Origin of the sequence: Rouxiella sp. Mn2063, assembly GCF_049319665.1 — a bacterium.
In the GTDB taxonomy this organism is placed as follows: Bacteria; Pseudomonadota; Gammaproteobacteria; order Enterobacterales; family Enterobacteriaceae; genus JBMOUD01.
The window spans coordinates 627,188-646,823 of sequence record NZ_JBMOUD010000001.1; the positions used below are offsets into that span (position 1 = coordinate 627,188).

The 19,636-nt window shown below is 46.9% G+C and carries 22 protein-coding genes; 13 read left to right on the forward strand and 9 right to left on the reverse strand.

Features of this window, described 5'->3' with window-relative positions:
• Positions 1-164: 164 nt before the first annotated feature.
• The gene (gene zwf, locus ACL9RG_RS02680; RefSeq protein WP_422791009.1) at positions 165-1,640 is read left to right on the forward strand and encodes a glucose-6-phosphate dehydrogenase; all 1,476 of its coding nucleotides are present in this window, start codon (positions 165-167) and stop codon (positions 1,638-1,640) included.
• A gap of 92 nt (positions 1,641-1,732) precedes the next feature.
• Here zwf and ACL9RG_RS02685 read toward each other — a convergent pair whose 3' ends face one another.
• A complete protein-coding gene (locus tag ACL9RG_RS02685; protein ID WP_422791010.1) occupies positions 1,733-2,077 on the reverse strand; it encodes a RidA family protein in 345 nt (114 codons plus the stop codon).
• Between the two features lie 246 nt (positions 2,078-2,323).
• On the opposite strand from ACL9RG_RS02685, the gene ACL9RG_RS02690 reads away from it, so the two are divergent.
• The 5 genes from ACL9RG_RS02690 to rnd all read left to right on the forward strand — a co-directional run bounded on the left by ACL9RG_RS02690 (position 2,324) and on the right by rnd (position 8,975).
• Entirely contained in the window at positions 2,324-4,228 is a 1,905-nt protein-coding gene (locus tag ACL9RG_RS02690; protein WP_422791011.1) for an ATP-dependent DNA helicase, read from the forward strand.
• Between the two features lie 77 nt (positions 4,229-4,305).
• Positions 4,306-5,004 (forward strand): tRNA (adenosine(37)-N6)-threonylcarbamoyltransferase complex dimerization subunit type 1 TsaB, encoded by a 699-nt coding sequence (tsaB, locus tag ACL9RG_RS02695; RefSeq protein WP_422791012.1) that lies wholly within the window; start codon positions 4,306-4,308, stop codon positions 5,002-5,004.
• Between the two features lie 69 nt (positions 5,005-5,073).
• Positions 5,074-5,694: a Slp family lipoprotein gene (locus ACL9RG_RS02700; protein ID WP_422791013.1), complete on the forward strand. Its 621-nt coding sequence runs from the start codon at positions 5,074-5,076 to the stop codon at positions 5,692-5,694.
• A 347-nt stretch (positions 5,695-6,041) separates the two neighbouring features.
• A complete protein-coding gene (fadD, locus tag ACL9RG_RS02705) occupies positions 6,042-7,739 on the forward strand; it encodes a long-chain-fatty-acid--CoA ligase FadD (RefSeq protein WP_422791014.1) in 1,698 nt (565 codons plus the stop codon).
• Positions 7,740-7,853: 114 nt separating this feature from the next.
• A complete protein-coding gene (gene rnd / locus ACL9RG_RS02710) occupies positions 7,854-8,975 on the forward strand; it encodes a ribonuclease D (RefSeq protein ID WP_422791015.1) in 1,122 nt (373 codons plus the stop codon).
• Between the two features lie 95 nt (positions 8,976-9,070).
• Here the strand turns inward: rnd and minE are convergent, their stop codons facing one another.
• Genes minE through minC form a run of 3 tightly spaced genes read right to left on the reverse strand, consistent with a single transcriptional unit; the run spans position 9,071 to position 10,898 of the window.
• On the reverse strand, positions 9,071-9,340 hold the full coding sequence (minE, locus tag ACL9RG_RS02715; protein WP_055771222.1) for a cell division topological specificity factor MinE: 270 nt from the start codon (positions 9,338-9,340) through the stop codon (positions 9,071-9,073).
• 3 nt (positions 9,341-9,343) lie between these two features.
• Positions 9,344-10,156 carry a septum site-determining protein MinD gene (minD, locus tag ACL9RG_RS02720; protein ID WP_422791016.1) on the reverse strand — a complete coding sequence of 271 codons (813 nt, stop codon included), beginning with the start codon at positions 10,154-10,156 and terminating at the stop codon, positions 9,344-9,346.
• A 40-nt stretch (positions 10,157-10,196) separates the two neighbouring features.
• Positions 10,197-10,898, reverse strand: a complete 702-nt coding sequence (minC, locus tag ACL9RG_RS02725; RefSeq protein ID WP_422791017.1) for a septum site-determining protein MinC — start codon at positions 10,896-10,898, stop codon at positions 10,197-10,199.
• A gap of 135 nt (positions 10,899-11,033) precedes the next feature.
• Here minC and ACL9RG_RS02730 point away from each other — a divergent pair, with 135 nt between their 5' ends.
• The 4 genes from ACL9RG_RS02730 to ACL9RG_RS02745 all read left to right on the forward strand — a co-directional run bounded on the left by ACL9RG_RS02730 (position 11,034) and on the right by ACL9RG_RS02745 (position 13,865).
• Positions 11,034-11,306, forward strand: a complete 273-nt coding sequence (locus ACL9RG_RS02730; RefSeq protein ID WP_422791019.1) for a YcgL domain-containing protein — start codon at positions 11,034-11,036, stop codon at positions 11,304-11,306.
• Between the two features lie 119 nt (positions 11,307-11,425).
• Positions 11,426-12,619, forward strand: coding sequence for a lytic murein transglycosylase (locus ACL9RG_RS02735; protein WP_422791020.1), 1,194 nt, complete (start codon positions 11,426-11,428; stop codon positions 12,617-12,619).
• A gap of 17 nt (positions 12,620-12,636) precedes the next feature.
• Complete coding sequence (locus ACL9RG_RS02740) at positions 12,637-13,293, forward strand: fumarylacetoacetate hydrolase family protein (RefSeq protein ID WP_422791021.1); 657 nt, start codon at positions 12,637-12,639, stop codon at positions 13,291-13,293.
• Between the two features lie 122 nt (positions 13,294-13,415).
• Positions 13,416-13,865: a YcgN family cysteine cluster protein gene (locus ACL9RG_RS02745; RefSeq protein ID WP_422791022.1), complete on the forward strand. Its 450-nt coding sequence runs from the start codon at positions 13,416-13,418 to the stop codon at positions 13,863-13,865.
• Positions 13,866-13,952: 87 nt separating this feature from the next.
• Here the strand turns inward: ACL9RG_RS02745 and ACL9RG_RS02750 are convergent, their stop codons facing one another.
• The 4 genes from ACL9RG_RS02750 to ACL9RG_RS02765 all read right to left on the reverse strand — a co-directional run bounded on the left by ACL9RG_RS02750 (position 13,953) and on the right by ACL9RG_RS02765 (position 17,070).
• The gene (locus tag ACL9RG_RS02750) at positions 13,953-14,873 is read right to left on the reverse strand and encodes a LysR family transcriptional regulator (RefSeq protein ID WP_422791023.1); all 921 of its coding nucleotides are present in this window, start codon (positions 14,871-14,873) and stop codon (positions 13,953-13,955) included.
• Between the two features lie 271 nt (positions 14,874-15,144).
• Positions 15,145-16,086 carry a hypothetical protein gene (locus tag ACL9RG_RS02755; RefSeq protein WP_422791024.1) on the reverse strand — a complete coding sequence of 314 codons (942 nt, stop codon included), beginning with the start codon at positions 16,084-16,086 and terminating at the stop codon, positions 15,145-15,147.
• 229 nt (positions 16,087-16,315) lie between these two features.
• Complete coding sequence (locus ACL9RG_RS02760; protein WP_422791025.1) at positions 16,316-16,531, reverse strand: helix-turn-helix domain-containing protein; 216 nt, start codon at positions 16,529-16,531, stop codon at positions 16,316-16,318.
• A gap of 2 nt (positions 16,532-16,533) precedes the next feature.
• The gene (locus ACL9RG_RS02765) at positions 16,534-17,070 is read right to left on the reverse strand and encodes an AraC family ligand binding domain-containing protein (protein WP_422791026.1); all 537 of its coding nucleotides are present in this window, start codon (positions 17,068-17,070) and stop codon (positions 16,534-16,536) included.
• Positions 17,071-17,182: 112 nt separating this feature from the next.
• Between ACL9RG_RS02765 and ACL9RG_RS02770 the strand changes: the two genes are divergently transcribed.
• Together ACL9RG_RS02770 and ACL9RG_RS02775 are read left to right on the forward strand one after the other, a co-directional pair.
• Positions 17,183-17,956, forward strand: a complete 774-nt coding sequence (locus tag ACL9RG_RS02770; RefSeq protein ID WP_422791027.1) for a cyclase family protein — start codon at positions 17,183-17,185, stop codon at positions 17,954-17,956.
• 14 nt (positions 17,957-17,970) lie between these two features.
• Positions 17,971-18,495, forward strand: a complete 525-nt coding sequence (locus tag ACL9RG_RS02775) for a carboxymuconolactone decarboxylase family protein (RefSeq protein ID WP_422791028.1) — start codon at positions 17,971-17,973, stop codon at positions 18,493-18,495.
• Here the strand turns inward: ACL9RG_RS02775 and ACL9RG_RS02780 are convergent, their stop codons facing one another.
• Positions 18,496-18,708 carry a hypothetical protein gene (locus ACL9RG_RS02780; RefSeq protein WP_422791185.1) on the reverse strand — a complete coding sequence of 71 codons (213 nt, stop codon included), beginning with the start codon at positions 18,706-18,708 and terminating at the stop codon, positions 18,496-18,498. It abuts the gene before it with no gap.
• Positions 18,709-18,814: 106 nt separating this feature from the next.
• Between ACL9RG_RS02780 and ACL9RG_RS02785 the strand changes: the two genes are divergently transcribed.
• Positions 18,815-19,558 carry a hypothetical protein gene (locus ACL9RG_RS02785; RefSeq protein WP_422791029.1) on the forward strand — a complete coding sequence of 248 codons (744 nt, stop codon included), beginning with the start codon at positions 18,815-18,817 and terminating at the stop codon, positions 19,556-19,558.
• Positions 19,559-19,636: the final 78 nt, after the last annotated feature.

Consider the following 19,636-nt stretch of genomic DNA (forward strand, 5'->3'; position numbering starts at 1 on the left):
TACAAAATTTAGTGCAGTTACGGCGGCAGTTTGTTTTGTAAGACAAAAAATAGGGTTTTTAACCGGTTTTCGGAACGTTTTAGATCTGGGTTTACGTGCTCTGTCCAATCAGAGTAGAGTATCGACGAAATAAAATTACAACTATCCTGCATTAGGAGAAGAACATGGCGGTAAACCAACCAGCCCAGGCGTGTGACCTGGTTATTTTCGGTGCTAAAGGCGATCTCGCGCGTCGTAAGCTATTGCCTTCCCTGTATCAGTTAGAAAAATCAGGTCACATTCATCCTGATACCAAAATCATTGGTGTGGGACGTGCGGAGTGGGACAAAGCTGCTTATGTTGAAGTCGTTAAAGAAGCGCTGACGACTTTCATGAAAGAAAAACTTGACCCAGAACTGTGGGAAAAACTGAGCTCACGTTTGGAGTTCTGTAATCTTGATGTTAATGACCTCCAGCATTTCAATCGTTTAGGTGAAATGCTGGATGTAGAGAACCGTGCGACCATTAACTACTTTGCGATGCCACCGAGCACCTTCGCTGCTATCTGTAAAGGTTTGGGTGAAGCAGGGCTTAATAAAGAACCTGCTCGCGTTGTCATGGAAAAACCGCTGGGTACCGACTTGGAATCCTCGCGCGTAATCAACGACGGCGTAGCACAGTATTTCAATGAGTCACAGGTTTACCGTATCGACCACTATTTGGGTAAAGAAACGGTACTGAACCTATTGGCACTGCGTTTTGCCAACTCACTGTTTGCTAGCAACTGGGATAACCGCACAATCGATCATGTGCAGATCACTGTTGCGGAAGAAGTAGGGATTGAAGGGCGCTGGGGCTATTTTGATAAAGCCGGCCAGATGCGCGACATGATCCAGAACCACTTGCTGCAAATTTTGACCATGATTGCTATGTCACCACCGTCAGATCTCTCGACTGACCGTATTCGTGACGAAAAAGTAAAAGTATTGCGTTCACTGCGTCGTATCGATCAATCCAACGTGCGTGAAACCACGGTACGCGGCCAATATACTGCCGGCTTCGTACAAGGCAAAAAAGTACCGGGATATCTGGAAGAGGAAGGGGCGAACAAATCTAGCAGTACCGAGACGTTCGTTTCTATCCGCGTTGATATCGACAACTGGCAGTGGGCTGGCGTGCCATTCTACCTGCGTACCGGTAAGCGTCTGCCGACCAAATGTTCAGAAGTTGTGGTTTACTTCAAAAACCCAGCAATGAACCTGTTTAGCGACTCTTATCAGCAGTTGCCGCAGAACAAATTGACCATTCGTCTGCAACCTGATGAAGGTATCGAGATCCAAGTCCTGAACAAAGTACCTGGTCTGGAGCATAAACACCGCTTGCAAACTACCAAGCTGGACTTGAGCTTCTCCGAAACCTTCAACGAGCCGCACATTGCCGATGCTTACGAGCGTTTGCTGCTGGAAACCATGCGTGGTATTCAAGCGCTGTTCGTACGTCGTGACGAAGTTGAAGAAGCCTGGAAATGGGTTGATGGCATCATGAACGCATGGGCTGCTGAAAGCGAAGCACCTAAGCCTTACCAAGCTGGAACATGGGGACCGGTTGCTTCTGTCGCCATGATCACCCGCGATGGTCGCTCATGGAATGAGTTCGGCTAATATAGAGATTGCTATAATAGCGCTATCTATTTGCTAAATCGGGCGGCCTAAGGGTCGCCCGATTTTTTTTTGCCGAGTGTGAGTTTGCCAACTTAACGCGCAGCAATAATCTTGATTTCAATCTTATATTTAGGATTCATCAGATTGGCTTGTACGGTACAACGTACCGGCGCATTGCCTGGCGACACCCAGGCATCCCAGGCTTTGTTCATTGCCTGAAAATCACTTTTCTCGACCAAAAACAGCGTCGCATCTAAAATTTTGCTCTTATCGCTACCAACTTCAGCCAGTACGGCATCAATAATCGCCAGTGTTTCTGCCGTTTGCGCTTCAGCATCGGCATCCAGATTTTCTGGTACGGCAGTGTAGTAAACGACGTCATTGTGGATAACAACATCAGACATGCGAGGTTCGGGTCTGATACGTTCGATAGTCATGAAATTACTCCTAATATTGACCTTATTATACAGGCCGCTAGGGTATCACATTCATACCCGTCATACTTGAAGCGGCATCTGTGTTGACTACGCTCGCGCACCCGAATCACTTACCGATATAAGCTCATCGGGATACACTCGCGTGTTGCCTTGATGCCACCCCAATTATTTTGGGTATATTATTCGTGGTAGTGAGGGGAAAGGATTGGCATAATCACTGCTGATCCATACAGGTAGAGAGATAGCGTGACAGACGATTTTGCAACAGATGGCGCATTAGCGCAGCAGATTGATGGTTTCAAACCTCGTGAACCTCAGCGTTTGATGGCGCAGGCCGTTAGTCAGGCAATCAAACAAAAGCAAGGGCTGGTGGTTGAAGCAGGGACCGGAACTGGCAAAACCTATGCTTATTTGGCACCGGCTTTGCGCTCTGGCAAGAAAGTCATTATTTCTACCGGCTCGAAGGCCTTGCAGGATCAGTTATATGCCCGTGATCTGCCTAAAGTCGCTAGCGCACTAAAATACAAAGGTAAACTCGCTCTGCTCAAAGGGCGCTCCAACTATTTGTGTCTGGAGCGTTTGGAACAACAATCGTTAACCGGCGGTGAATTAGCCAGTCAATCGCTGGGAGATTTAGCTCACTTGCGTAACTGGTCGAGTATGACTGAAGAAGGTGATATTAGCTCTTGTTCTTCTGTCGCTGAAGACAGCTATGTATGGCCGCTGGTGACTAGCACTAACGATAATTGTCTGGGGAGTGACTGCCCGCAATATAAAGAGTGTTTCGTGGTAAAGGCTCGTCGCCGTGCGATGGATGCCGATATCGTGGTCGTCAATCACCATCTGTTTATGGCTGATATGGTGGTCAAAGAGAGCGGCTTTGGTGAATTGATCCCCACCGCCGATGTGATGATTTTCGACGAAGCCCACCAAATTCCTGATATCGCCAGCCAATATTTTGGCCAGCAGCTCACCAGTCGCCAACTGCTCGATTTAGCCAAAGATATTACTATTGCTTACCGTACCGAGGTGCGTGATTCAGTACAATTGCAAAAAAGTGCCGACCGTCTGAGCCAAAGCGCTATGGATTTTCGTCTTGCTCTGGGAGAACCTGGTTTTCGTGGCAATTTACGCGATGTGCTGGCCGACCAAAGCATTCAACGTGCGCTATTACTGCTCGATGATGCGCTTGAGCTTTGTTACGACGTGGTTAAGCTGTCGTTGGGCCGTTCAGCATTGTTAGATGCGGCGTTTGAGCGTGCCACGTTGTACCGTAATCGTCTTAAGCGTCTCAAAGACGTCAGCATAGCCGGTTACAGCTATTGGTATGAATGTAACTCCCGTCATTTTATTCTGGCGCTTACGCCATTATCTGTAACCGATAAATTTCGTGAGCTAATGAAAGACAAACCGGGTGCCTGGATTTTTACCTCGGCCACGTTATCGGTTAATGACCAGCTTGGACACTTTACCCACCGTTTGGGGTTAGAAGAGGCGGAGTCGCTGTTGTTAGCCAGTCCGTTTGATTACGCTAACCAAGCGCTATTATGCGTTCCTCGCTATTTACCTTCACCTAATGAACGCGGTGGCTCACGCCAATTAGCGAAAATGCTGCGCCCGTTAATTGAGGCCAATAAAGGCCGTTGCTTCTTTTTGTGTACGTCGCACCAAATGATGCGTGAGCTGGCTGAGGAATTTAGAGCCAGCATGACCCTGCCAGTATTAGTGCAGGGTGAAACCAGTAAGGGGCAGTTGCTGACGCAATTTGTTGAAGCCGGGAATGCGCTGCTAGTGGCGACCAGCAGTTTCTGGGAAGGCGTGGATGTGCGCGGAGAAACCCTCTCTTGCGTCATCATTGATAAGCTGCCGTTTACCTCACCAGATGATCCGCTGCTTAAAGCCCGTATTGAAGACTGTCGCTTACGCGGCGGTGATCCCTTCAGCGAAGTGCAACTGCCCGATGCGGTGATCACACTTAAACAGGGGGTCGGGCGTTTAATCCGTGATACCGACGATCGTGGCGTGATGGTGATTTGTGATAATCGATTAGTCATGCGGCCTTATGGCGAAGTTTTCTTAAATAGCTTGCCGCCAACGCCGCGTACCCGCGATTTACAAGAGGCGATTCGCTTTCTGCAGCGGGGCGAATAGCAGAATTCGCTACACGGCTGTGCTATTATCTGCCGCAATAAATAGTATTTACTTATATTTCCCGCCTGAGGTTTGGCATGTCCACGCGAATTTTAGCAATTGATACGGCAACAGAAGCCTGTTCGGTTGCGTTATACAATCAGGGTGAAACCCTAGCTCATTTCGAACTTTGCGCACGTGAACACACGCAACGCATTTTGCCGATGGTACAGCAGATCCTGGCTGAAGGCGGCTTGACGCTCACTCAGCTCGATGGTTTAGCTTTTGGCCGTGGCCCAGGGAGCTTTACCGGCGTACGTATTGGTATTGGCGTTGCGCAGGGATTGGCCTTTGGCGCAGATTTGCCGCTGCTGCCGGTTTCTACCTTACAAACTATGGCGCAAGGGGCGTTTCGACAAACTGGCGCTCAATCAGTATTGGCCGCAATTGATGCCCGAATGGGCGAAGTCTACTGGGCTAAGTACCAGCGCCGGGCTGATGGCGTTTGGGATGGTGAGGAGACCGAAATGGTCATCAAGCCAGAACAGCTACAGGAGCAATACAGCGGCTTTAGCGGTCGTTGGGCAACGGTTGGCACGGGTTGGCAAACGTATCCGCAACTGCTTGGTTGCGATGGCGTTGAGCTTGTCGATGGCAAGATGTTGCTGCCGCAAGCTGAAGATATGCTGCCTTTAGCTCTGCAGGCGTGGGCCGCTGGAGTAAGAATCCTCCCAGAATTGGCAGAACCAACGTATTTACGTAATGAAGTGACATGGAAAAAGCTTCCAGGCCGTTGAGTTATCGCAACTAGTCATCTATTTTACGGTCAAATATGTTACGAGCAATAATTGCGCAGGAGAAACATTATGCGTAAAAGGTCCATCAGTAAATTTATCAATGGCAAGCGTCATATTGCTTGCGCAGTAGGCTTAAGCGTCCTGCTGCTTTCTGGGTGTGTTACCGTTCCTGACGTTATTCGTGGTACCACTCCAACGCCGCAGATGGACCTGGCAGTAGTTCAAGGCGCACCGCAGTTATATGTTGGGCAGGAATCTCGTTTTGGTGGCCGAGTGGTCGGTATTACCAATATGGATAACCGCACGCGCCTTGAGATAGCAACCATGCCGTTGGACGAGGGTGCTCGCCCAATGATAGGTAATCCTTCCGTTGGGCGTATCGCCGCTTACGTTAATGGCTTTATCGACCCGGTTGATTTTAGAAATCAGTTAGTCACGGTAGTTGGGCCGATCTCTGGCGTTGAAAACGGCAAAATTGGTAGTACGCCTTATAAATTCGTCACGGTTAACGTTAATAGCTACAAGCGTTGGCGCGTAGTGCAGGAAGTGATGATGCCGCCACAGCCGATTGGCCCGTGGGGATACGGAGGCCCGTACGATCCACGCTGGGGGCGGGGATTTGGACCCGCATGGGGCGGCGGTTGGTATAGCCCACCGCCAGCGCGTGTCGAGAGCGTTGTCGTCGAGTAATTCTGTTGCCTCGATGTATCATAGTGCGCCACAACAACGGCCTGTTCCTGATAAGCCGCAATTACCACCTGTGGTGGTGAAGAAATAATCAGGAAAGTTATTCGCATTCAAGCGGCTTCGGCCGCTTTTTTTTATTTAGTCAGAGGATGACTGTACTAATTTAGTGACCCATCTCTCAACCTAGACATTGTTTAAAACTTAACTGGTAAGCTGAGTTAAAATATTGTTAAAGGAATGGTAAAACTTCCAAGAGATATAGCCAATAATACCTTGAGATGCTGAAAAACAAGCAATTGAGCATGTTGAGGTGAGGTGGGTTAGCATAAAATAAAATCAGGAGTGATACCTTGGACAAGGTTTGGCTAAAACGTTATCCGCATGATGTCCCTGAAAACATCGACCCAGACCGCTATCAATCGCTGCTGGAGATGTTTGAAAACGCCGTGCATCATTTCGCCGACAGCCCGGCGTTTATCAACATGGGTCAGGAGATGACCTACCGGAAACTCGAGGAACGTAGCAGGGCGTTTGCTGCTTATCTGCAAAATCAGCTCGGGTTGAAGAAGGGTGACCGCGTTGCTTTGATGATGCCGAATTTATTGCAATATCCCATCGCATTATTTGGCGTGTTGCGCGCTGGATTAGTGGTGGTGAATGTTAACCCGCTATATACCCCACGAGAATTAGAGCATCAGCTTAATGATAGCGGTGCAACGGCCATTGTTATTGTCTCCAACTTTGCTCATACCTTGGAAGAAGTGGTTTTCAATACCCAAATTAAGCACGTTATTTTAACCCGAATGGGCGACCAGCTTTCGCCGGTTAAAGCGACGTTGGTTAACTTCGTCGTGAAATATATTAAACGACTGATACCTAAATACCATCTGCCGGACGCTATTTCGTTTCGCAGCGTTCTGCAATTAGGCCGTCGCATGCAATACGTTAAGCCTAATGTCATCAATGATGACTTAGCCTTTTTGCAATACACCGGTGGTACCACTGGCGTTGCCAAAGGGGCAATGTTAACGCATCGCAATATGCTGGCCAATTTAGAGCAGGCGAAAGCCGCTTATGCGCCTCTTTTACGCCCAGGTAAAGAGCTGATTGTGACAGCGCTACCGCTGTACCATATTTTTGCGCTGACGGTAAACGGCCTGCTGTTTATTGAACTGGGCGGACGTAATCTCTTGATCACCAACCCGCGCGATATCCCTGGTTTCGTCAAAGAGCTGGCACAATATCCCTTTACCGCGATTAGCGGGGTTAATACCTTATTTAATGCGATGCTCAATAATGCTGACTTCCACAAACTGGATTTCTCCTCGCTGCGCCTCTCGGTAGGCGGTGGAATGTCAGTGTTGAAATCGGTGGCGGAAAAGTGGGAAACACTCACCGGTAAGCATCTGCTGGAAGGCTACGGGTTAACCGAATGTTCGCCGCTGGTGGCGGGTAATCCTCATGATCTTAAACATTATAGTGGCAGTATTGGCCTGCCTGTTCCCTCGACCGATGTGCGTCTGGTAGATGATAATGGCAAGGATGTTGCCCTTGGTGAGGCGGGAGAACTGCTAATTCGGGGGCCACAGGTCATGTTAGGATATTGGCAGCGGCCAGAGGCGACCGATGAGGTATTAAAAGATGGCTGGCTCTCGACCGGCGATATCGTTACAGTGGACGACGAGGGCTTTTTGCGTATCGTTGACCGTAAAAAAGATATGATCTTAGTTTCAGGATTCAACGTTTATCCTAATGAGATAGAGGACGTGGTATCTTCGCATCCGAAGGTTCTTGAAGCCGCTGCTATTGGTGTTCCAAGTAAGTCTTCTGGTGAAAAGGTGAAGATTTGCGTAGTGAAAAAAGACCCTTCGCTGACGGCCGATGAGTTACTGGTACATTGTCGACACTACCTGACAGGATATAAGATCCCTAAGGTTGTTGAATTCCGTGACGAATTACCAAAGTCTAACGTTGGTAAGATTCTGCGTAGAGAGCTGAGAGATGAACAGCCCAAGCAGGAAAGTAGCGAGCTGAAAAAAGTAAGCTAAGGTTTATGTAAATTCTAGGTTTTATGCAAACCCTAGAGATTCGTTTTCTCCAACGCCGGCGATAAGACCGGCGTTGTTACGTTATATTGCGACCATTATTAAGAGACTTATCTTTTGAATTATCAGTTGATCACCACCAATGAAGACCTGGAGTATGTTTGCCTGCAGGCACAGAACCATAGCCAAATTGCGCTAGACACCGAATTTGTCAGAACACGTACTTACTATCCTCAACTGGGATTGATCCAACTTTTTGATGGTGAACGCTTAACCCTGATTGACCCATTGCCTATTACCCAATGGCAACCTTTTGTTGATCTGATTACTAACCAAAATGTGGTTAAGTTTCTTCATGCCGGTAGCGAAGATTTAGAAGTGTTTCTCAATGCGTTTGGCGTCATGCCTTCACCATTGATTGATAGCCAAATCCTTGCGGCCTTTACTGGCCGACCGCTGTCTTGTGGTTTTGCTAAACTCGTGGCGGAAACGGCACAGGTTGAATTAGATAAAAGCGAATCACGTACCGATTGGCTCGCACGCCCGTTGAGCGAAAAACAGTGTGATTACGCTGCTGCCGATGTGTTCTATCTATTACCATTGGCCCAACAATTACAGCAAGAAGCTATTGATGCCGGTTGGATAGATGCCGCATTGGATGAATGCTTATCGCTGTGCCGCCGCCGTCAGGAAGTGTTGCAGCCTGAACTGGCCTATCTTGATATCAGTAATGCCTGGCAATTACGTCCACGCCAGTTGGCTTGTTTACAGAAACTGGCATCCTGGCGCTTAACGCAGGCACGTCAACGCGATTTAGCGGTCAATTTTGTAGTACGTGAAGAACATTTATGGGCGGTAGCCCGTTATCAGCCTGGATCGTTAGGTGAGTTAGAAGCGTTGGGACTAAGTGGACCAGAGATTCGTTATCACGGGCGAACTTTATTGGCACTGGTTGCTGAGGCGGCAACATTGGATGATTCTGCGCTACCAAAACCAGTGGCGAATCTTATTGATCAACCAGGCTATAAGAAAGTCTTTAAAGATATTAAAGCGTTGATTCAGACGGTAAGCGAAGAGAGTGGGTTGAGTGTCGAGCTATTGGCTTCTCGTCGTCAGATCAACCAAGTCCTGAATTGGCATTGGCAGCTAAAGACTAAAGAAAATCTTCCAGAATTAGTCAGCGGCTGGCGTGGCACATTATTGAATGAAAGATTAAAACAGATTCTGGCGCAGTATTGATTCACCTCAGCCAACGAGGCCAGCGCAGAAGCAACAGCAAGTAAACCAGCATACCCCCTGTCGTTAACAGGGGGTAGCTACAGCCTTGCGATCGATCATTTAGGTGCTTCTTCCGATTCCGGTAAGGTCACGTTAAGCTCGAGTACCGAAATATCATCGCCTTTCTGCTCGAATTGAACGTGAAGCATTTCAGGGTCAATCTGAATATATTTACAGATGACCGCTAAAATATCACGTTTCAGATCCGGCAAATAAGCGGGTTCACTGTCCCCACGACGACGTTCGGCTACGATGATCTGTAGCCGTTCCTTGGCTATATTGGCTGTCGGTTTTTTTCGGGACAAAAAGAAATCTAACAATGCCATGTCTTATCCCCCAAACAGGCGTTTCAGGAAACTCTTCTTCTCTTCCTCGATGAAACGGAATTGGCGCTCTTCTCCAAGCAAGCGGCAGACAGTATCGTCATATGCTTTACCTGCATCAGACTCTTGGTCCAGAATGACTGGCTCACCCTGGTTGGATGCGCGCAGCACAGATTGATCTTCTGGAATAACACCAACCAGTGGAATTCTTAAAATCTCAAGCACATCTTCCATGCTCAGCATATCGCCACGGCTTACACGCCCTGGGTTATAGCGGGTGAGCAGTAAATGTTCTTTGATCGGATCTTGTCCTTTCTCAGCGCGACGGGATTTTGAAGACAAAATACCCAAAATGCGGTCTGAGTCGCGAACGGAGGAGACTTCTGGGTTGGTTGTGATCACTGCTTCATCGGCGAAGTACAACGCCATCAGCGCCCCGGTCTCGATACCAGCAGGTGAGTCACAGATGACGAAGTCGAACTCCATCTCAGTGAGATCATTAAATACTTTTTCTACACCTTCACGAGTCAATGCATCTTTATCGCGAGTTTGTGAAGCAGGGAGAATATAGAGGTTTTCAGTGCGCTTATCTTTGATAAGTGCCTGATTCAATGTAGCATCGCCTTGAATTACGTTGACGAAATCGTACACAACGCGGCGTTCACAACCCATGATAAGGTCAAGGTTACGCAACCCGATATCAAAATCGATAACGACGGTTTTTTTACCTTTTTGGGCAAGGCCAGTAGCAATAGCCGCGCTTGAAGTAGTCTTCCCAACGCCCCCTTTACCCGATGTAACAACAATTATGCGTGCCATTAAAGAGTTTCCTTTATCAAAGGGCTCGGAGCCTTGGCTCCTAAAATAGAGGTTGAACGGTTAAAACGTTATCCAAAAGGCTGAGACGCGCTGCCTGTCCGAAATAAGTGGACGGGATTTGATCACTCAACCAGTACTGCCCTGCGATTGAGACTAGCTCAGCACCTAGTTGAGTGCAAAAAATCTGACAATTTGCATCACCTGCGGCACCTGCTAGCGCCCGTCCACGCATCGAACCGTATATATGAATATTGCCATCAGCAATAAGTTCAGCACCGGCACTCACGCTACTCGTAACAATCAAATCGCTATTACGGGCATAAATTTGTTGACCGGAACGCACCGGTTGGCTGACTATCCGCGTTTTGGCTGGTGCGTTATCTGGTACTGGCGGCGCAACTGGCGCGGGTGGTTCCGCAGCTATTTTCTGAGCCCGGCCTTCGCTTAACAGCGGTAATCCAGCACGAGAAACAGATTGTTTTTGCTGCTCATCTTTGCAACCGCTGATGCCAACAACACGTAAGCCCGCAGACATGACAGCCCGTTGAATATGTTTCCAGTCTGCATCGCTACCATTGAGCGCTGCAACATTAATAACAACAGGGGCATTTTTAAGAAAAGCCGGAGCTTGTTCCACTTTTTCTTGTAATGCTTTATGAATAACCTCAGGTTGCGAACTGTGTAAATGAACAACCGATAAGGTAAAACTGCTGCCTTTTAGTTCTATTGGCGATTGTGACATCTGTCCTGACTCAGTCTCAGCAATTTAAATCCCCGGAATACACCTCGGGGGGCGATATTCCGATGTACAATATGCATGGTATAGTTACAGTTATATCTAGGCAAGCCACTGTTATCATTAATTAGAGTTAAAAAAATGTTTTGTGTGATCTATAGAAGTTCTAAACGTGACCAAACCTATCTTTATGTCGAAAAAAAGGACGATTTCAGCCGGGTGCCGGAAGAGTTGATGCAAGGTTTTGGTAAGCCAATATTTTCGATGGTGGTTAATCTGGCAACCCGCGAAAAACTCGCATTGGCAGATATTGAGCGAGTTCGTGAGGCATTGGCAGAACAGGGCTATTATTTGCAAGTTCCCCCTCCAACAGAAAGTTTGCTAAATATGCATCTCCAGGGTTCGGATAAGTAAAAGCGGCTGCCGTTTTTATATTTCACATTAAATTTGCGCCCTTGTTAACTTGCAATCGCTTCTACAGTATTGCAGGTTAACAAGGGCATAACTTTATTTGTGATAAAAGGAAGTGATTGATGAAATTGTCGGCAATGACACTGGTTATGACCGCCGTAGTACTCAGCGGATGTGTAAAAAGCACGTCTGCGATTAACAGCGCGATTGCTGCACCACCATCATCTGCGACCGCGATGCCTAACCTACCACCAGCGAATTCTTCGCCATCTAAACCGATCAATACCGCACCTTCGACATCGACCTCTTCAACGACCACGCTGGCCGCAGAAGGGCGAGATCCTGCACAATTTCCAGCGTTCGTTGAGCAACTAAAAACACAGGCCTTACAGCAAGGCATTAGCCAACGAACGATTGATAGTGCGTTTGCCAACGTACACTTTATTGATCGTGTGATCAGTTCTGACCGCAATCAGTTAGAGAAAAAAGTCACACTTGATGATTATCTGGCGCGTGTTTTACCCGAGTGGAAAATTAAACAAGGGCAAACGCAATATCAGAATAATCTGTCGGCGCTCAATGCAGTAAGTCAGCGATATGGCGTACAGCCGCAATATATTGTGGCGTTGTGGGGGATGGAAAGCAGCTTTGGAAAAATTCAGGGCAAAGAGGATGTATTCTCTGCTTTAGCAACATTAGCTTTTGAAGGACGTCGCGAAGCCTTCTTTACCAAAGAACTGATGGCCGCCCTGAAAATTGTCGATCAAGGCAAAGCCAGCAGCGACATGATGAAGGGATCCTGGGCCGGTGCGATGGGGCAGTCGCAGTTTATGCCGTCTTCTTTCCTGCGTTATGGCGCAGACGGTGATGGCGACGGTAAAATCGATATCTGGAACAATACCGATGACGTATTTGCCTCCGCGGCTAACTATCTGGCTACTGAAGGATGGCAAGCTGGACAAAGCTGGGGGCAAGAGGTCAAATTGCCAGCCGGTTTCGATAGCAATTTAGCCGGGATAAAGCCAGCGCAAGTCCATCCCGTTTCCTACTGGCAACAATTGGGTGTGACCTCGGCAAATACCCAGGTGCTGCCATCTGGGGTCGCGAGAGCCTGGATTATTACGCCAGACGACCAGCAGGGACGGTCATTTATGGTCTATGATAACTTCCGCACTATCATGCACTGGAATCGTTCTTACTATTTCGCTATCAGCATCGGCATGATGGCTGATGCGATTGCACAATCATCATCTGCACCAACAGATTCGCTTATTCCAACGACGCAGACGCCACACAACGTATTCAGCGGTGGTTGATAAAATTTGGAGAGATTATGTATCAGCATAGAGATTGGCAGGGCGCATTACTCGATTTTCCGGTAAATAAAGTGGTGTGTGTAGGCAGTAACTACGCCGATCATATTAAAGAAATGGGTAGCAAGCTGGCGGAAGAGCCAGTGATTTTTATCAAGCCAGAAACGGCATTGTGCGATTTACGCCAGCCGATTGCTATTCCACAACATTTAGGCGCGGTACATCACGAAGTGGAGTTGGCGGTGCTAATTGGCACCCAGCTTAAACAAGCCAGCGAAGAGCGCGTTGCCCAGGCAATTGCCGGTTATGGTTTGGCGTTGGATTTGACCTTACGTGACTTACAAGCGGGGTTTAAGAAAGCCGGACAGCCGTGGGAAAAAGCCAAAGCTTTTGATGGCTCTTGCCCTGTTTCTGGCTTTATCCCCGTTGCTGAATTTGGTGATGCGCAACATGCCGATCTGAAACTGGTGGTGAATGGCGAAGTCCGCCAGGAAGGCAATACTCAGGATATGCTAACGCCGATGCTGCCGTTGATTGCCTACATGAGCCGCTTCTTCACGCTGCGTCCGGGAGATATCGTGATCACCGGTACGCCGCGCGGTGTCGGGCCAATGGTTGCCGGAGATACCATAGAAGTCTCTCTTAATAGCAAGTCGGTCAGTACCCGAGTTATTTAATCAATCGGGCCGCTTTGCCATATTGGCGGGCGGCTTTGCTTGCATCTGCTCGCCAAAGCGTCTATATAGTCCCCTCGTTTTGCTACACCTATTTCACTCATTTACTACAACCGGATGCCACTATGTCTGAGCTTGCTTTTTGGCAGCAAAAAACTCTCCCTGAAATGACCGATGAAGAATGGGAAGCCTTGTGCGACGGTTGCGGGCAATGCTGCTTACACAAGTTGATTGATGAAGACACCGATGAGATTTACTTCACCAACGTTGCCTGCAATCAGCTGAATATCAAATCTTGTCAGTGCCGCAACTACGAGAACCGCTTCTCGCTGGAAGAAGACTGCATCAAACTGACCCGTGAAAACCTGACCACTTTCGATTGGTTACCGCCGACCTGCGCTTATCGCCTAATTGGTGAAGGAAAAGGGCTGCTACCTTGGCATCCGCTTCGCAATAAAAACTCCAAGTCAGAAATGCATACTGCACGTATCTCGGTACGCCATATCGCGGTGAGAGAAGATGATGTTGAGGATTGGCAGGACCACATCATGAATAAACCGAGCTGGGCGAGATAACTACTATAAAAAAAGTGAGCCTGGCCTGCCGTTACACGCAATGAGGAGACTGATGGCTGTGCGTAAAGCTTGAGGAAACTCAAGGTGCTAGTTCTTCCAATAAGGAGGGCTCCCGGTTTTGTCGACAATGAAATCGATAAATGTTCGTACCTTGGAAGAAACAATCCGTTTGCGCGGATAAACAATCCAGATGGCGGTCTCTGCACGGAACATACTGAATTCCCATTCAGGGAAAACGCGTTGCAGGCGCAGATCTTTTTGATCTTGCCAAGTTAGCCAGTCAGGGAGCATAGCAATCCCGGCGCCGTTACGGCAGGCATAAAGTAAGGCTTCACTGTCGTTAACACTGAGACGGTAATTAATTGGCATCCGCATCCATTCATCCTCGGAATTTACTCTGCGGGCATACCAGCCGTCACCCCGCAGGCGAGAAAGCATTAATATTTGCAGATCTTTTTTATCCGCTGTCAGGTCAGGAAGTGGATGATGTTCAATCCATTCAGGACTGGCCCAGGCATAGCGATTTTGGGACGCGAGTTTGCGCGCATGCATCGTAGAATCAGGTAGCGTCCCGATGCGAATACTCAGGTCAATTTGTGATTCAATTAGGTCCTGCACCTCATCGCTGAAGGTAATATCCAAAGAGATATCTGGATGCAAGCTGAGAAATTCATCTACGAAGTGCATTACGTGCCGGTGGCCAAATGCATAAGGCACGCTGAGTCGAAGGAGTCCTGCAGGCCGCTGATTGAGAGCAGACGTTAAATTACGCGCCTCTTCCCATTGTTGTAGCAACTGCGTAGCGTGTGAATAAAAGAGCTTACCGGCTTCAGTGAGTGTTAACCCGCGTGTTGAGCGGTTAAACAGTGCAATGCGTAAGTCTTCTTCTAAGTCCGCAACATGCCGGGAGACGGTTGAGGTTTTAATATTCAGTTCTTTCGCAGCACTGCTGAAGCTATTTAGTTCTGCAGCCTTGACGAACGTTTTAATCGCGGCAAAGTAATTCATTGTATTCTCCATTCTTCCGGTGTCCATGAATCACGTATGTCGTCTTAGCGTAATTTTGTTATTGGATAAGGCCTGGATAGACTCCAGAGACAGCAGGAATAATGCCATGATTTTAGCAGTATAAATGATTTGAGCTAGCTACGGACTATTTTGCAACCATGCAAATGTCCATTTATGCGGGGAGTTACGTCATTTTAATGGTACAACAATCGATTTTACGATTAAGGAAATTGCCCTCTTACCCGTGTAGCAAGAGGGGGATGAATAGCGGTTAACTGAAGCGAATATCCAGTGACCGCAACCATGTTTGCAGTCCGGCATCCTGGATAGGAATGAGAGTGGCAGATTCGCCAGACTCGTTGATATGCGCATGCCAATAGCCTGGAGGGGTGACAAATGCCATGCCAGGTTCCCAATCGACGCAAGTCGCGTCTGCAATATTGCCGTTGTCATCGAGCCGAGTACCAACGAGTGAATAACATCCTTTCGGGCAGTCCACGATAAAATCGAGAGCAATGGATTGGTGACGATGTGGTTTTTGCACAGAGTTTGCGGTCAATGTACCGAACATTGCCCACATAACATGGGTGACAGTTCGTGTCTGTGGGAAGTGAGTATTGCCCAAGAGAACCGAAATGCGGCTGCGATTACTGGCCTCTTTATCTTCAGCGGCTTTGCGTAACTCTTCGGCTGCGCGTTCTGCGCTATATAGGGTTGCGGAGAAACGCGGTGTTACCTGAGTTACACCAAGATAGGAAAGCAGAGGCGTATCGTTCACGTAATAGAGTTTAAGTGTTGAAATCGCATGCAGCGTTGCTGGAATCCCCCCTGGTAGAGCGAGGAATGAGCCAGCCTCCATTGGAATACGTTTTCCATCTTGCTCTATAGCACCAAGTCCATCGATGACATAAAAGATTTGCGATGTTGCCAACGGGTTCAGTGCAATGCTATCGCCGCCATTGATACGGATAAAATTAGCCAATAGCGCCGGCCCGGTTGCGGGACCTACACAGTTTAATTGTTCTGACAGATCTAGCGGAATGACCCGAGTTTCTCCACTTTCATATAATGCTGAGGAAAAATTATGATACGGCACACGTGAAATAATATTCGTGCCGATAGGATCAGCGGCTTTAGAGTATTCATAAAATACGGCATTTTCGGTGGCATCTGCAGGATGAATAGTATGGCATTCGATAATGGAGTCAGTCATTTTAACGTTCCTTTATAAATTTTTACTGATGGAGAACTGAGTGAATAAGCGATGTATTACATCAAGCTCGAGATCACTCTAGCGTTAATGTTCTTCTGCCAGTAAGGCCCGTTTACGCAAAACTGTATTGCATTAATGAGATGTCGAGATAATATGTCAGAGGAAGTCATGAAAATAGTTGATATATTTTCTATAAATAAAATCGATTAACTCCACTAGGTTGGTATCACTAGACCAGTTGACCTGGTGGGATACCCATTCTCTTCTTGAACATAGCGATAAAAGCCGACGGGTCGTTATAGCCAAGAGATGCCGAGACATATTTCACTGTTTTTCCTTCTTGAAGGAGGCTTATCGCTAATAATATCTTTCTTCGTGATTTCCATTCATTGAAGTTAATTCCGGTAGACGAGGAAAATCGCCTTGATAGTGTTTTTTCACTCAAGCCTAGTTTATCACTCCAATATTTAAGTGTTTGAATTTCTTCAGGTTATCTAGCATTTTCTGGGTTATTTTACTTATCACGCGGTCTTCACTAATCGGAAGGAAACAGTTAAAGCTTTCAGAAAGGGCAAGTTGTTCAACCAATACAGTTGCAAGATTATCATCAGCTTGATTTGAGGGGTAATTAATTGATCTCTTTGAAAATTCTTTAATTATTTCTTTTGCAATTCCATTAATTCTAAGCGCTGCAACTTTTGAGGGCAAGAGGGGGCATAATTTTTCGTGAAAGTGAATGATTACATAATCAATATCGGTCAATGATAGAGAGTAATGACTCGTTTGAGGGGGTAACCAAATAGCGAATTCTGGAGTGGAAAGATAAGTGTCATCTTCAACATTTACTTTAGCCAATCCATCACATGAATACATTAATTTCCCCCAAGGAAAAGCCTGTTCAGGAAAGTTTGTCCCGGCAACCCAACTTGCACAACGAAACCAGATCATTTCAGGTGGTTGCCCGGACTTGTTTTGATGAGACATTACCCTTCCTTTTATCGCTATTGATTGTCTGTTTTTCGGCATTTCTAAAAACTTTTGTCCTCTATAATATAGTCCCTGTTAGCTACCTGTAAACTGCACAAACTGGTGAACTATGTCTAGTAAAATTATAGATTTATCTGTCCCACTTATGACAGGCATTGCCTCCGATCCTCCTGAGTTTTTGCCTGAAATTACTTACGTAACAAATAATGAAGGTGCCTCTCAATTGGCAGGGAGTTTCCCCGGTTTAACTGCTGCCCAACTTCCACGACATGAGGGCTGGGCAGTCGAGTTTGTTAAAATGAGCACCCACGCAGGGACTCATATGGACGCTCCGTATCATTATCACTCCCATATGGATGATGGTACGCCATCTCTTACTATAGATAAGATACCACTTGAGTGGTGTGTGGGACCGGGGGTAAAACTTGATTTTAGGCACTTCCCTGATGGTTATGTTGTCACTAAGGATGATCTTGTTACGGAGCTTAAGCTTATTAATTATGAGCTCAAACCTAACGATATTGTGCTAATCAATACTTCCGCAGGCGAAAAATATGGCCAGGACGATTTTGTTGATAGCGGTTGTGGTATGGGCCGCCAGGCAACTCTGTTCTTAACAAGTTGTGGTGTGAAAGTCGTTGGTACTGATGCATGGAGTTGGGACGCACCATTTATTCATACACAAAAAAAATATGAATTGACGAAAGATGCTTCGTTAATTTGGGAGGGTCATTTCGCCGGAAGTGTTGCCCCTTACTGTCAAATCGAAAAACTAGCTAACCTTGATCTGCTACCCTCGTTTGGTTTCACTGTAATAAGTCTTCCGGTAAAAGTAGCTGGTGCTTCTGCTGGCTGGGCGCGTCCTATTGCTCTATTTAATTAATAAGAGGATATATTATGTCACGAATCACAATACCTGAATTAGCTAAGCTAACTGACTCACAAAAAGAACAATATGCTCGTTTCCCAGCAAATCTAACATTAGGGCTGTTGGCAACATCGTGTTCTGCAAAAGGTTACCTTTCTTTAGGAAGTTCATTTCCAGCAGGAAAGTTAGAAAACAAAGATAGAGAAATGATCATAATGCGAGTTGGCAGTCTAAGTCATAGTGCTTATGAAAAGATGCAACACTATTCACTAGCCCTCAAATCAGGCTGGACTGAGAAAGAAATTTCTTTGATTGAATCTGGTACCTTAGCAACAGAACGTGAAGCTACAATCCTTGAATTTGTAGAAGAATGTGTAGCTGAAGTAAAAGTATCTGACAAGACTTTTGAAAAAGTTCGAAAATATTATGATGATACTCAGATTGCAGAATTAACTCTTATCGTAGGCCATTATATGATGACTGCTCGATTCGTTGAAACATTGGAAATTCCACTCGACGAAGTTGCTACATCTTGGGCTGCTATGTCAGTTTAATCACCAGCCGCTGAAGGAAGTCAGGGATAATGGGTGAGGATACCGCCATTCTAAGGGATAAGCGTGATACTTCCTCCCCATTGGCAATAGCGAAGAGTCTGCGTAATCTGACTTTGGGTAACCGGTAGTCAGCGATGCGGCATGAATAGCGGCTGAAATTTGTTTTTTATCTATTGTATTGGTGCGGCGTAGTGTAATGGTAAAGATAGGCATGAGAATGCTCCTGAGGCAAAAAAGGAGTCTAGCGATTTGCCGATTTTTTACCAGCAGGAATATTGTTTCACAATATAAAGGCCAATTTATACAAGGAGTTGTTTTTATGAAAACGTTTCGTTTGCTCACTTCCGCCTGTGCACTGCTGTTTGCAGGACAGGCTCTCGCGGCCACGCCATCAATGACATGGGCATTTGACCGCAATAATGCGGCTCCTTTAGAGAACATTACCTTTGGTATCCAGATTAATCAGGCGGCACCGGTGGATGAATTCTACTTTGCTAACCAATTTGGTTTCACTGGCGGCGGCGGGATTGGCTACACCGGCATTCAGCCAACCAAAAATGCCAAAGACGGATCCCGGCAGTTTATGGTGCTCTTTAGCAGTTTCCGTAAAGACACTATTGTTAAGAACGCCAATTGCAAAGGGGGAGCCGACGGATCGCCTGCAGGAGCAACGTGCCGTTTATATATCCCTGGTGAGTTAGGCGATGTCTTCCGTTTCCATGTTCTCAAAGAGGGGAATTTACTCACTGGAAAAGTGGTGAATGAAACTACCGGCCGCGAGGATGTGATTGGACAGTGGGAAGTGAGTAGCCAAGCGGGAAATCTTGCCAACAGCCAGGTGTCGTGGATTGAGAACTACAAAATGAATAATCCTTCATTCAAGTTAACCTGCGATAAAAAAGGCTGGCCATATTATGAGGTGAAATTTTTACCACCGACAGCGAATAACGATGCGGTGAAGGGAACGCTCTCGACGCTTTCCAATGGCTCGGCTGCCTGTCCTGGTGCTATCACCTGGCAACATGACAGCTCCGGGACCTTAGTCATGGGGGGATATAAATAATTTCTCATTATTGAGAAAAATAAAGTATCTGATAGCCTCGCTTTCGCGGGGCTTTTATTTTACTTAATGATGTATTAG